The organism is Devosia yakushimensis (genome assembly GCF_030159855.1).
Lineage (GTDB): Bacteria > Pseudomonadota > Alphaproteobacteria > Rhizobiales > Devosiaceae > Devosia > Devosia yakushimensis.
The window spans coordinates 354,602-367,339 of the sequence record NZ_BSNG01000001.1 but is presented as its reverse complement, the minus strand read 5'-3'; the positions used below and the strand labels follow the sequence as shown (position 1 = coordinate 367,339).

General features: G+C 62.1%; 10 protein-coding genes. 5 read left to right on the top strand and 5 right to left on the bottom strand.

Annotated elements, in window-relative coordinates; genetic code table 11:
• Nucleotides 1-10: 10 nt before the first annotated feature.
• The 5 genes from QQL79_RS01685 to chvE (QQL79_RS01665) form a co-directional block, all read right to left on the bottom strand.
• A complete protein-coding gene (locus QQL79_RS01685) occupies nt 11-1,060 on the bottom strand; it encodes an MraY family glycosyltransferase (protein WP_284387311.1) in 1,050 nt (349 codons plus the stop codon).
• Nucleotides 1,061-1,248: 188 nt separating this feature from the next.
• Nucleotides 1,249-2,529 carry a multiple monosaccharide ABC transporter permease gene (mmsB, locus tag QQL79_RS01680; protein WP_370461163.1) on the bottom strand — a complete coding sequence of 427 codons (1,281 nt, stop codon included), beginning with the start codon at nt 2,527-2,529 and terminating at the stop codon, nt 1,249-1,251.
• Nucleotides 2,526-4,058 (bottom strand): multiple monosaccharide ABC transporter ATP-binding protein, encoded by a 1,533-nt coding sequence (gene mmsA, locus QQL79_RS01675; protein WP_284387309.1) that lies wholly within the window; start codon nt 4,056-4,058, stop codon nt 2,526-2,528. Before mmsA ends, mmsB begins: the two co-directional genes overlap by 4 nt.
• 75 nt (nt 4,059-4,133) lie before the next feature.
• Nucleotides 4,134-5,198, bottom strand: a complete 1,065-nt coding sequence (gene chvE / locus QQL79_RS01670; RefSeq protein ID WP_370461236.1) for a multiple monosaccharide ABC transporter substrate-binding protein — start codon at nt 5,196-5,198, stop codon at nt 4,134-4,136.
• Between the two features lie 503 nt (nt 5,199-5,701).
• The gene (chvE, locus tag QQL79_RS01665) at nt 5,702-6,730 is read right to left on the bottom strand and encodes a multiple monosaccharide ABC transporter substrate-binding protein (RefSeq protein WP_284392791.1); all 1,029 of its coding nucleotides are present in this window, start codon (nt 6,728-6,730) and stop codon (nt 5,702-5,704) included.
• 466 nt (nt 6,731-7,196) lie between these two features.
• On the opposite strand from chvE (QQL79_RS01665), the gene QQL79_RS01660 reads away from it, so the two are divergent.
• The 5 genes from QQL79_RS01660 (at nt 7,197) to QQL79_RS01640 (ending at nt 12,562) form a co-directional block, all read left to right on the top strand.
• Nucleotides 7,197-7,958, top strand: coding sequence for a FadR/GntR family transcriptional regulator (locus QQL79_RS01660; protein ID WP_284387307.1), 762 nt, complete (start codon nt 7,197-7,199; stop codon nt 7,956-7,958).
• Between the two features lie 234 nt (nt 7,959-8,192).
• Nucleotides 8,193-9,146: a sugar-binding transcriptional regulator gene (locus tag QQL79_RS01655; protein WP_284387305.1), complete on the top strand. Its 954-nt coding sequence runs from the start codon at nt 8,193-8,195 to the stop codon at nt 9,144-9,146.
• A gap of 161 nt (nt 9,147-9,307) precedes the next feature.
• Nucleotides 9,308-10,618 carry an ABC transporter substrate-binding protein gene (locus QQL79_RS01650; RefSeq protein ID WP_284387303.1) on the top strand — a complete coding sequence of 437 codons (1,311 nt, stop codon included), beginning with the start codon at nt 9,308-9,310 and terminating at the stop codon, nt 10,616-10,618.
• Between the two features lie 229 nt (nt 10,619-10,847).
• Nucleotides 10,848-11,720, top strand: a complete 873-nt coding sequence (locus QQL79_RS01645; RefSeq protein WP_284387301.1) for a carbohydrate ABC transporter permease — start codon at nt 10,848-10,850, stop codon at nt 11,718-11,720.
• A gap of 11 nt (nt 11,721-11,731) precedes the next feature.
• A complete protein-coding gene (locus QQL79_RS01640) occupies nt 11,732-12,562 on the top strand; it encodes a carbohydrate ABC transporter permease (RefSeq protein WP_284387300.1) in 831 nt (276 codons plus the stop codon).
• Nucleotides 12,563-12,738: the final 176 nt, after the last annotated feature.

Below are 12,738 nucleotides of genomic sequence, written 5' to 3'. Positions count from 1 at the left end.
TTCTTTGCTCCTACCGCACCTTGATCAACAGGATCACCAGCAGCCAGATACTCGCCACATGGATGAGCAAAAACCGCAACAACACCTGCGCATTGGACCAGTGCAGGTTCTTGCGCACATGATCGTGGAACGGAAACCGGATCGATCCCAAAATCCGCCAGCCGAACAGCCGCATCAGCGCCACCTTGGCCAGCCCCGTCGCGCCATTGAACAGCAACAGCGCGCCGACGAAAAACACCGTCGCCGGATTGCCGGTGACCACCACGCACATGCCGACAAACAGCCCGATAGGCCGCGATCCCGCATCGCCCATCAGGGCCGCGCTGGGCGGCGCATTGTGCCAGAGATAGCCCAGGATCGCGCCGCAAAACACCGCCGCCGCCAGCGCCCAGCTGGCCGCGTCGGGATTGTAGGGGATCAACAGGTATTTGGCATTGTTGGCATCGCCCACCACGAAATACAGCAGCAGGCCCAGCACGCAGATCGTGACCGATGAGAGCGTGCCGGACACTCCATCCACGCCGTCATTGCAATTGACCGCATTGATGCACAGCCAGATGACCGGGGTATAGAGCAGCACCCCGCCCCACCAGGGCAGGGTAATATGCGCCGAGGTAAAGGGCAGCCAGACTTCGGTGGCATTGCCGCCCATCAACACCATGCAGACAAATAGCGCTATGGCGAGATCGGTCAGCCCCAGCGTCAATTCGCTCAGCCCGCCCGGCGTCCGGTCATCGACATAGCCGACGCCCGAGGCGATCAGCAGCGCGCCCAGGCAAAAATAGATTTTGGGATCATAGGGCAGGCAGACCACCACGACGCCCACCGTGATCAGCACGATGAAGCCCCCTACCCCCACCGGCTTGCCCACGCTTTCTTCCGCGTTGACAGCATGCGCCCGGCCCTTGTCGGTGGTCAGGACGTGCCAGATGCGCGGCAGCACCAGCAGCGACAGCATGGCCGAGACCAGCGCCCCCAATGTCGCCAGCACGGTATAGGAGGTGAACAGTCGCGCCGGTCCCCAATAGGGAGCAATGAACTCGGACAGATAGGTAAGCATTATGGGCCGATCGAAAATGAATGGCCGCCCCGCTTGAGTCGGGCCGGCACGACATGATTGCTTGGGAACCTTGGCAGATCAATGTTGGCGGCCTGCCAGCCATCGTGGCCCTCGGGAGCAGCAATCCAAGCAGGCCAGCAAAAAGCCGCCGGGTCACCCCGGCGGCTTGATGCGCAAAGCCCGAAAAATCAGGCCTTGTTCTTGTTGTAGAGGTCGAAGAACACCGCGGCCAGCAGCACGATGCCCTTGATCATCTGCTGCCAATCGATGTTGACGCCCATGATCGACATGCCGTTGTTCATCACGCCCATGATGAAGGCGCCGATCACCGCGCCGGCCACGGCACCCACGCCGCCCAGCGCCGAAGCGCCGCCGATGAACACCGAGGCGATCACGTCCAGCTCCAGCCCCTGCCCGGCCTTGGGCGTGGCCGAGTTGAGGCGGGCCGCATAGATCATGCCGGCCAGCGCCGCCAGCGCGCCCATAATGGCAAACACATAAAAGGTCAGCCGCTCGGTCTTGATGCCCGACAGCGCAGCGGCCTTGAGGTTCCCGCCCAGTGCGTAGATGCGGCGGCCAAAGGTCATGCGCTTGGTGATGAACACAAAGAGCGCGATCAGCAGCGCCATCACCACCAGCACGTTGGGCAGCCCGCGATAGGAGGCCAGCATATAGCCGAAGAACAGCACGATGGCGGCCACCACCAGGTTCTTGGCGACGAAGAGGCCGAACGGCTCGCTTTCATAGCCACGCGCCTTGCGGCGGGCCCGGCCGTGAATGGCAAAGCCGATCATGGCCACCACGCCGAGAATGGCGATGACGAGACTGGTGGTATGCAGGGTTACGGCCTGCACGCCTTCGCTAGCCTCCACCAGTTTGGTCGGTCCGATCACATCGGGGATGAAGCCGGCCGACAGCAGCTGGAATTCGGCCGGGAACGGGCCCACCGACTTGCCGGCCAGGATGGCCAGCGACAGCCCCTTGAAGATCAGCATGCCGGCCAGCGTTACGATGAAGCTGGGGATCTTGTGATAGGCGATCAGATACCCCTGCGCCGCCCCGATCACCGCGCCCACCACGATGCAGATCGCCCCGGCAACGAAGGGATTGGCGAGGAACGCGAATTCGGGCGGAAACCGCCAGCCCACCATCAGCATGGCCGCGAGCGCGCCCACAAAGCCCGAAACCGAGCCGACCGACAGGTCGATATGCCCGGCCACGATGACCAGCAGCATGCCCAGCGCCATCACGATGATATAGCTGTTCTGCAGGATGATATTGGTCAGGTTCACCGGCTTGAACAGCACGCCATTGGTGAAATACTGGAAGAACAGCATGATCAGGATCAGCGCCAGCATGAGCCCGTAATCGCGCATATTGGCCTGGAGCGCGCCCCAGACGCTGAGTTCCTGAACCTTGACCTTTTCGCCGGTCGCGGTAACGCCCGACGGGGCGGTTTCTGTGGTCATGATGCCTTCCCTTCCGCGCGAACGATCGCGCGCATGATCTTTTCCTGGCTCGCCTCGGCAGTGGGCATCTCGCCCACCATGCGGCCTTCGTTCATTACATAGAGCCGGTCGGTGATGCCGAGCAGTTCGGGCATTTCCGAGGAAATGACCAGGATCGCCTTACCCTGCGCCGCCAGCTGGTTGATGATGGTATAGATTTCATATTTCGCGCCGACATCGATGCCGCGCGTCGGCTCGTCCAGGATCAGGATTTCCGGATTGGCGAACAGCCACTTGCTGAGCACCACCTTCTGCTGATTGCCGCCCGAGAGATTGCCCGTCACCTGATAGACGCTCGAGGAGCGGATATTGGTGCGCCTGCGATAGTCATTGGCGGCGTCGAGTTCCGCCAGGTCGTCGATCACCCCAAAGCGCGACACGCCCGCCAGGTTGGCCAGGGTCGTATTGTTCTTGATGTGGTCGATGAGGTTGAGACCATAGGTCTTGCGGTCCTCGGTGGCGTAGGCAATGCCATGCGACACGGCCTTGCCGACGCTTGAGGTATCGATCTTCTTGCCATGCAGGAAAACCTCGCCCGAAATCTTCTGGCCGTAGGATTTGCCGAACAGGCTCATGGCAAATTCGGTGCGGCCCGAACCCATCAGCCCGGCAATGCCGACCACTTCGCCCTTGCGGACATTGAGGTCGATATTCTTGATCACCTGCCGGTCGCGATGCTGGGGGTGATAGACGCTCCAGTTCTTGACCTCGAACACCACTTCGCCCACCTGCGGCGTGCGGCTGGGATAGCGATCATCGAGCGAGCGGCCCACCATTGAGGTGATGATCCGGTCTTCCGAGATCTGCTCCTTGTTCATGGTCTCGATGGTCCGTCCGTCGCGGATCACGGTGATCCGGTCGGCGACCTTGCTGATTTCGTTGAGCTTGTGGGAGATCAGGATCGAGGTAATGCCCTGGCGGCGGAATTCGACCAGCAGGTCGAGCAAAGCCGCGCTATCCTTCTCGGAGAGGCTGGCCGTGGGTTCGTCCAGGATCAGTAGCTTGACCTCTTTGGACAAGGCCTTGGCAATCTCCACCAATTGCTGCTTGCCCACCCCGATATTGGTCACCAGCGTATCGGGGTCTTCCTTGAGCCCGACCATGGACAAGAGCTTGCGCGCCCCATCGCGCGTCTCGTCCCAGTCGATCACGCCGCCCTTGGCCTGCTCATTGCCCAGAAAGATGTTTTCCGCGATCGACAGCAGCGGCACCAGCGCCAGTTCCTGGTGGATGATGACGATGCCGACATGCTCGCTGTCGCGGATGGATTTGAAGTGTTGCTCGGCGCCCTTGTAGACGATCTGGCCGTCATAACTGCCGGAGGGATAGACCCCGCTCAGCACCTTCATCAGCGTCGACTTGCCGGCGCCGTTCTCGCCAACGATGGCGTGGATTTCGGCTTCGCGAACATCGAGATTGACATCCTGCAGCGCCTTGACGCCGGGGAACGTCTTGGTGATGCCGCGCATCTCTAGAATAGTTTCGGTCATACTGCACTCACCGGCACGGGGGTCGTTGCGAAGGGGCTCGCTTTATCTGCGAGCCCCCGGTTTGGTCAATCGCCTTTATTTCAGGTCTTCTTCCTTGATGTAGCCCGAGTCAACCACGAGCTCCTTGTAGTTGCTCGCGTCCACTTCATAGGGCGTGAGAAGGATCGAGGGCACGACCTTGATCCCATTGTTATAGGTGGTGGTGTCGAGCCCTTCGGGCGTGCCACCGCTCAACACGGTGTCGACCAGGTCGCCGGTGACCCGGGCCAGCTCGCGCGTATCCTTATAGACTGTGGAATACTGCTCGCCGGCGATGATCGCCTTGACCGAGGGGACTTCGGCGTCCTGCCCCGAAATGATCGGATAGGGCAGATCGCCCGAGCCATAGCCAATGCCCTTGAGCGAAGAGAGAATGCCGCGCGCCACGCCATCATTGGGCGAGAGCACCGCATCGACCCGGCTGCCGTCGGAATAATTGGCGGAGAGCAAATTATCCATGCGGGCCTGGGCAGTCGCCCCGTCCCAGCGCAGCGTGCCCACCTTGTCCATGCCGGTCTGGCCGGATTTGACCACCAGCACGCCGGAATCGATCAGCGGCTGCAGCACGCTCATGGCGCCGTCATAGAAGAAGAAGGCGTTGTTATCGTCGGGCGAACCGCCGAACAGCTCGATATTGAACGGCCCCTGCTTTTCCGGATAGCCGAGCCCCTTGAGGATCGAGTTGGCCTGCAGCACGCCGACCTTGAAATTGTCGAATGTGGTGTAATAGTCCACATTGGGCGTATCGCGGATCAGCCGGTCATAGGCAATGACCTTGACCCCCGAGGCCGCGGCCTGTTCCAGCACGGCGCTGAGCGTGGTGCCGTCAAGCGCCGCGATGACCAGGGCCTTGGAGCCCTTGGTGACCATGTTTTCGATCTGGGCGAGCTGGTTGGGGATATCGTCACCGGCATATTGCAGGTCGACGGTATAGCCCTTGGCCTCCAGCGCCGCCTTGAGCTCGGCACCATCCGAGTTCCAGCGCAGCGTGGTCTGTTCCGGCATCGAAATGCCGATCGTGCCCTTGTCCTGGGCCATGGCCAGGCCTGCCGAGCCCAGCACGAAAGCGCCAGTCAAGGCGACAGCCGCGAACGACTTCAGAATGTTCATTCTAGTCTCCCTTACGATGTTGTGCAGTCTTGCGGAGGCAGGCGCAAAAACGGTGTCCGTCACGGCCTTGAGGCGGCGCAATGATCGAACGAAACCGGACAATACGCGATGGCGGTCTGCTTCGACCCTCCCATTGGCGTCTTTGCGCCTTGGCCCTCCCAAGCCAACATCGTCAGAATATGGCACGGCCGAACCGTTCGCAAGAAATTTGAGGTACGTGCATCGATCTTGCATTTATTTCGATCAGCCACAGATTGTTACAAAGCCGAACCGAGGCCCGAGAGGCCAGAGAGCCCCGATGCCGTCCCCTCCCCCTTGAGGGGAGGGCTAGGGTGGGGGTGCTGCGACATCCATTTGCTCAATGTCGGTGGACAACTCAGCACCCCCACCCTCAATCCCTCCCCTCAAGGGGGAGGGAGGCAGATCAGTGCACGCAAACACCCCAACGGAATGAGCCCCGCGTCACCGCGGGGCCCTTTGCGTCAGAAGCCGGCTTACTGCAGGTCTTCCGCCTTGATGTAGCCGGAGTCGACAACCAGTTCCTGGTAGTTCGACTTGTCGACTTCATAGGGGGTCAGCAGGATCGACGGCACGACCTTGACGCCATTGTTGTAGGTCGTGGTGTCGAGGCCTTCCGGCGTACCGCCGCTCAGCACGGTGTCGACCAGGTCGCCGGTGACGCGAGCCAGCTCACGGGTGTCCTTGTAGACGGTCGAGTACTGCTCGCCGGCAATGATCGCCTTGACCGACGGAGCTTCCGCGTCCTGGCCCGAAATGATCGGCCAGGGCTGGTCGGCAGTGCCGTAGCCGATGCCGCGCAGCGAGGAGATGATGCCGCGGCTCAGCCCGTCATAGGGAGCCAGGACCGCATCGACACGCGAACCGTCCGAGTAGTTGGCCGAGAGGATATTGTCCATGCGCGCCTGGGCGACAGCACCGTCCCAACGCAGGGTACCCACGGTATCCATGCCCATCTGGCCGGACTTGACCACCAGCACGCCGGAATCGATCAGCGGCTGCAGCACGCTCATGGCGCCGTCATAGAAGAAGAAGGCGTTGTTGTCGTCGGGCGAACCGCCGAACAGCTCGATATTGAACGGACCCTGCTTTTCCGGATAGCCCAGACCCTTGAGGATCGAATTGGCCTGCAGCACGCCGACCTGGAAATTGTCGAACGTGGTGTAATAGTCCACATTCGGCGTATCGCGGATCAGGCGGTCATAGGCGATGACCTTGATGCCGGCATCGGCGGCCTGCTGCAGCACGGCGCTGAGCGTGGTGCCGTCGATCGAGGCAATCACCAGCGCTTTGACGCCCTTGGTGACCATGTTTTCGATCTGGGCCAGCTGGTTGGGGATATCGTCTTCCGCATATTGCAGGTCGATCGTATAGCCCTTGGCCTCGAGGGCCGCCTTGAGTTCGTTACCGTCCGAGATCCAGCGCAGCGACGACTGGGTCGGCATGGCGATGCCGATCTGGCCCTTGTCCTGGGCGAAGACCGCAGTCGAAGCGGTCAGCGCCATGGCGCCGACGGCCAGCACGGTGGCAAGCGTCTTGAAAACCTTCACGTCTCGACTCCCTTTTTGTCTTTCGAGTTCATAAAGCCTTGGAATGGTCGTCAGGGAGAGCTGGTTCGACATGCAGGGCGGAACCACCGGAAACCGGCATCGATTCCACAACGGGTGACCGCCGGGCTGACACCCGGACGCACACACTTGGTCGTCGCTGCATGAAAATCCTCCACAAGGAACGGCAATGCCGTTTGGGCCCTCCCAAGCCCACGTCCGGAAGCTAGAATAGTCTGATACCTTTTGTAAAGCCGCTTCCGCCGCGCCTGGCTAACAAGCCTGTGTGCCATACCAGACGATTGTTGCAGTTGCAGCGCGCCACAACGCGCTATATCGTCCGCCATGCCTTCGGGAGGAATCTGTCCGAGAAGCCGTTCAATGGCCCCAACAGATGTAAAGGTATCAGATATCAGGAGGGGAAGTGGTCACTCACGAGGGAGAGGCTCGCTCCGATCAATCGGCGGCAAGCGTGGTTGCGGACGACCTGGCGAACATGATTCTGGGCGAGCTGGTGCCCGGCACCAGCCTGCCTAGCGAGGCCGAATTGGCGGCGCGCTACGATGTCAGCCGCCTCACCATTCGCGAGGCGGTCAAGCTGCTTGAAGGGCGCGGCCTGCTCGAGCTGGCCCGCGGCCGCCGCGCCGTGGTGCGCGAGCCCGATGGCGCCGCCTTTGCCGACTTCCTCACCTCGCTGATCCGCTACGATCCCAAGGGCTTGTTCGACCTTGTCGAAGTGCGGCTATCGCTCGAAGTCCAATCGGCAACCCTGGCCGCCAAGCGCTCTACCCGCGCCGGCCAGACGGCCATTGAAAGCGCCCTTGAAGGCATGCGCGAAACGCTCGCGCTGGGCCTCGACACCCCCGAGCGCGAGCTGCAATTCCACACCTATGATGTGGGCTTCCACGAGGCCATCGCGCTGGCCAGCGGCAATCGCGTCCTGGGTTTTCTCTTCGAAGCCATGGCCCAGCCCCTGCGTGAAGGCTTTTTCATCAGCCGCCGCGGCCATGAACAGCGCGGGCACACCCTCGCCCACACCATCGAAGCCCATCAACGCATCCTCGACTGCATCCGTCAGGGCAATGGCCGCGCCGCCGCCGAAGCCATGCGCTTGCACCTCAAGGACACCGAACGCGACATCCGCACCGCCCTGACCCAATTGCGACAGGGCTTGCCTAAAGCATAGGGATAGTGGAAGCACAGGGCACTAGCCCACTAAATTCTCAGTCGTCACCCTCCCCCTCGCGGGGAGGGTCAGGGAGGGGGGCGGTTGGCCCCAATATCGCGGCTCTCAACACCCCCTCCCAACCTCCCCCGTCGAGGGGGAGGTGCTGTTCCGTGGGTGCCCCAGCATCGCATTCCCCTTGCAGCAACACCCCCCTCGCCCCAATATCCCGCCGCATGAATCCGAGGAACCGGCATGGCCAACAAAACCGATAGCCCCAGCACGCGGCTCGACGACGCCGCGCGGGCCGGCTGGCTCTATTACGTCGCCGGCAATACCCAGGAAGAGATCGCCGCCAAGCTCGGCATTTCCCGCCAATCCGCCCAGCGCCTCGTCTCGCTCTCGGTCAGCGAGGGCCTGATCAAGGTCCGCCTCGACCACCCCATCGGCCGCTGCATGGACCTCGCCGCGCGCCTGAAATCCCGCTTCGCGCTCGACCTGGTCGAAATCGTCCCCTCCGACCCCGCCAGCACCTCCACCACGATCGGCCTCGCCGAAGCCGCCGCCGCCGAAATCGAACGCTGGCTCAAGCGCACCGACCCCATCGTCATGGCCATCGGCACCGGCCGCACGCTCAAGGCCGCCATCGAGCAGCTCATGCCCATGGAATGCCCGCATCACAAGGTCGTTTCCCTCACCGGCAATATCGCCCCCGATGGTTCGGCCGCCTTCTACAACGTCATTTTCAACGTTGCCGACACCGTCAAGGCGCGCAGCTTCCCCATGCCCCTGCCCGTCATCGCCTCCTCGGCCCGCGAACGCGAAATGCTGCATACCCAGCCCATGATCCGCGATACCCTGGCCCTGGCCGCCCAGGCCAATGTCACCTTTGTCGGCGTCGGCGAAATCGGCCCCGACGCCCCGCTCTATCTCGACGGCTTCATCACCGACGACGAGCTCAAGGCCCTGCAAAAGGCCGGCGCGGTCGGGGAAATCTGCGGCTGGAGCTTTGACGCTGATGGCAAGCTCATCGAAGGCCTCACCAATGAGCGCGTCGCCTCCGCCCCGATTCCTTCGCGCGAACACTCCCTCGTCGTAGCAATTGCCATGGGCCGCAAAAAATTGCCCGGCATCCGCGCCACCCTCAACCGCCGCCTGGTTAACGGCATCATCACCGACGAGACCACCGCCGAAGGTCTTTTGGCCTAGCCACAAGCCTTTGATCTAAAACCAGAACCGCCCTTCCGTAAACGTTTTCTGCACCCGCCGCGCCACCACCCCGGCGCTGCACACGCTTGACTCTGCCGCCCAATATGTGAGTATTTGCCCATGACTGGAACAAATGCCCGTTCTGGTTCGGGAGGAAATCGATGAAACTGACACCGCTTTTCGTGAGCGCCTTGACGCTCGCGCTTGCCACATCCGCGTCCGCGCAGACCCTCACCATTGCCACTGTGAACAATGGCGACATGGTCCGCATGCAGGGCCTGTCGTCCGCCTTCACCGCCGATACCGGCATCGAACTCAATTGGGTCGTGCTCGAAGAAAATACCCTGCGCCAGAACGTCACCACCGACATCGCCACCAATGGCGGCCAATATGACGTGATGACCATCGGCACCTATGAAGCCCCGATCTGGGCCAAGCAGGGCTGGCTGGTCCCGCTCGATGGCCTCAGCGCCGACGCCGCCTATGACGTCGACGACCTGCTGCCCCCCATCCGCGATGGCCTCTCCTATGAGGGCAAGCTCTATGCAGCCCCCTTCTATGGCGAAAGCTCCATGGTCATGTATCGCAAGGACCTGATGGAAAAGGCGGGCCTGACCATGCCCGACGCCCCCACCTGGGAATTCATCGGCCAGGCCGCCCGCGCCATGACCGATCGCGCCAATGACATCAACGGCATCTGCCTGCGCGGCAAGGCTGGCTGGGGCGAGAACATGGCCTTCCTGACAGCCATGTCCAATTCCTTCGGCGCCCGCTGGTTCGACGAAAGCTGGAAGCCCCAGTTCGATCAGCCCGAATGGAAATCGACCCTCGATACCTATCTGGGCCTCATGGCCGATGCCGGCCCCGCCGGCGCCTCGTCCAACGGCTTCAACGAAAACCTGACCCTGTTCCAGCAGGGCAAGTGCGGCATGTGGATCGACGCCACCGTCGCCGCCTCCTTCGTCATCAACCCCAATGATTCAACCGTCGCCGACCAGGTCGGCTTTGCCCTGGCGCCCGATAATGGCCTGGGCAAGCGCGGCAACTGGCTCTGGGCCTGGTCGCTGGCCATCCCCAAGAGCAGCCAGAATGCCGAGGCCGCCGAAAAGTTCATCGATTGGGCGACCAACAAGGCCTATCTCGATACCGTCGCCGCACAGGATGGCTGGGCCAACGTGCCTCCGGGCACCCGCACCTCGCTTTACGAAAACGCCGAATACCAAGCCGCCGCGCCCTTCGCCAAGATGACGCTGGATTCGATCAATTCGGCCAATCCGAGCGAGCCCACCGTCAAGCCCGTGCCCTATACCGGGGTGCAATTCGTGGCCATTCCCGAGTTCGCCGGCATCGCCACCAATGTCGGCCAGCTCTTCTCGGCCGCTCTCGCCGGCCAGATGTCGGCCGATGACGCCCTGGCCCAGGCCCAGGACGCCACCACCCGCGACATGACCCGCGCCGGGTACATCAAGTAGGCCTCCAAAGCCGAACCCGCCCGGTCAAAGGTCCCCTCTGGAGGCCGGGCGGTCTCGCCAACTGCAACGCATGAGTGTGGGGATGCATTGCACCCCTCCCTTCCCTCCCCACTAGGGGGAGGGTGATCTCCACTCCGTGGCACCATCTCGCCACAACCACCGCAGTCACCCTCCCCCTTGTGGGGAGGGCCAGGGAGGGGGTTCCCTCCGTCACCTCGGGATCACAAGCATGGCCACCGCCCAAACCCGTACGCTCTCCCGCATCATGATGGCGCCTGCCGTCATCGTGCTGCTGATCTGGATGATCGTCCCGCTGGTGATGACCCTGTGGTTCAGCTTCCAGAACTATAGCCTGATCAACCCGATGATGACCGGCTTTGCCGGCTGGGCGAACTATATCTACGTCATCGGCGATCCCAGCTTCACCCAGTCGCTGGTCAATACCCTGATCCTGGTCGGCGGCGTGCTGCTGATCACCGTTATTGGCGGCATCCTGCTGGCGCTGCTGCTCGATCAGCCCATCTGGGGCCAGGGCATTTTGCGCATTCTGGTCATCTCGCCCTTCTTCGTCATGCCGCCCGTCGCGGCGCTAATCTGGAAGAACGGCTTCATGCATCCCGGCTATGGCATGCTGGGTCATCTGTGGAAGGCATTTGGCCTCCAACCCGTCGATTGGTTCAATCAATATCCGCTGTTTTCGGTGATCGTCATCGTCGCCTGGCAATGGCTGCCCTTCGCCACGCTGATCCTGCTGACCGCGCTGCAATCGCTGTCCGAAGAACAGCGCGAAGCCGCCGAAATGGACGGCGCCAATGCGCTCAACCGCTTCTACTATATCATCCTGCCGCATATGGCCCGGGCGATCACCATTGTCATCCTGATCCAGACCATCTTCCTGCTCGGCATTTTCGCTGAGATTCGCGTTACCACCGGCGGCGGCCCCGGCTATGCCTCCACCAATATCGCCTTCCTCGTGTTCCGCACCGGTATCCTCTCCAACGACATCGGCGCCGGTTCGGCCGGCGGCGTGGTGGCCGTCATCATCGCCAATATCGTCGCATTCTTCCTGATGCGCGCTGTTGGCAAGAACCTGGACGCTTAGGAGGCACGACAATGGCCCGCACCGTCTCCACCCAGACCCGGATCGGCTTCACCGCCCTCGCCTGGATTGTCGCGCTCCTGCTGTTCTCGCCCATCCTGTGGACGATCCTCACCGCGTTCAAAACCGAGGCCGAAGCCATTGCCGCCCGGCCCACCTTCTTGCCCGAGACGTTCACGCTGGAAAACTTCTCGGCCGTGCAGGATCGCTCCGACTATATCAAGCATGCCATCAATTCGATCCTGGTCTCGGTGGGCTCCACCCTGTTGGGCCTGGCCATCGCCATCCCCGCCGCCTGGGCCATGGCCTTTGCGCCCACCAAGCGCACCAAGGACGTGCTGATGTGGATGCTCTCCACCAAGATGATGCCCGCCGTGGGCGTGTTGATCCCGATCTACCTGATCTTCCGCGACCTGCGCCTGCTCGATACCGTGCATGGCCTGACCCTGATCATGACGCTGATCAACCTGCCGATCATCATCTGGATGCTCTATACCTATTTCAAGGAAATCCCGGTCGATATCCTGGAAGCCGCCCGCATGGATGGCGCCGAGCTGTGGAACGAAATCGTCCACGTCCTCGTCCCCATGGCCGTCCCCGGCATTGCCTCGACGCTCCTGCTCAATGTGATCCTGGCCTGGAACGAAGCCTTCTGGACCATCACCCTGACCTCGGGCCGCGCCGGCACACTCACCGCCTTCATCTCCTCCTTCTCCTCGCCCCAGGGCCTCTTCCTCGCCAAACTCTCGGCCGCTTCGCTGCTGGCCATCGCGCCCATCCTGCTCATGGGCTGGTTCAGCCAGAAACAACTCGTCCGCGGCCTGACATTTGGAGCGGTGAAATGATGGTCCTTGCTTTCTTCACCTCTCCCTCTGGGGGAGAGGTCGCCCCTCTTGGGGCGGGTGAGGGGGCCTTCCCCCAACATTTGACCCAGAAAAGGCCCCCTCACCCGTCGCTGCGCTCCGACCTCTCCCCCAAAGGGAGAGGTAAGAAGAATCCTGCCCCCCATATGTCGTCGACA

Bases quoted from the DNA above. Each gene is read 5' to 3' on its own strand.
- QQL79_RS01640 (WP_284387300.1), top strand. From the start codon at position 11,732: ATGGCCCGCACCGTCTCCACCCAGACCCGGATCGGCTTCACCGCCCTC.
- mmsA (WP_284387309.1), bottom strand. From the start codon at position 4,058: ATGACCGAAACTATTCTAGAGATGCGCGGCATCACCAAGACGTTCCCC.
- mmsB (WP_370461163.1), bottom strand. From the start codon at position 2,529: ATGACCACAGAAACCGCCCCGTCGGGCGTTACCGCGACCGGCGAAAAG.
- QQL79_RS01685 (WP_284387311.1), bottom strand. From the start codon at position 1,060: ATGCTTACCTATCTGTCCGAGTTCATTGCTCCCTATTGGGGACCGGCG.
- QQL79_RS01645 (WP_284387301.1), top strand. From the start codon at position 10,848: ATGGCCACCGCCCAAACCCGTACGCTCTCCCGCATCATGATGGCGCCT.
- QQL79_RS01650 (WP_284387303.1), top strand. From the start codon at position 9,308: ATGAAACTGACACCGCTTTTCGTGAGCGCCTTGACGCTCGCGCTTGCC.
- QQL79_RS01655 (WP_284387305.1), top strand. From the start codon at position 8,193: ATGGCCAACAAAACCGATAGCCCCAGCACGCGGCTCGACGACGCCGCG.
- chvE (WP_284392791.1), bottom strand. From the start codon at position 6,730: ATGGCGCTGACCGCTTCGACTGCGGTCTTCGCCCAGGACAAGGGCCAG.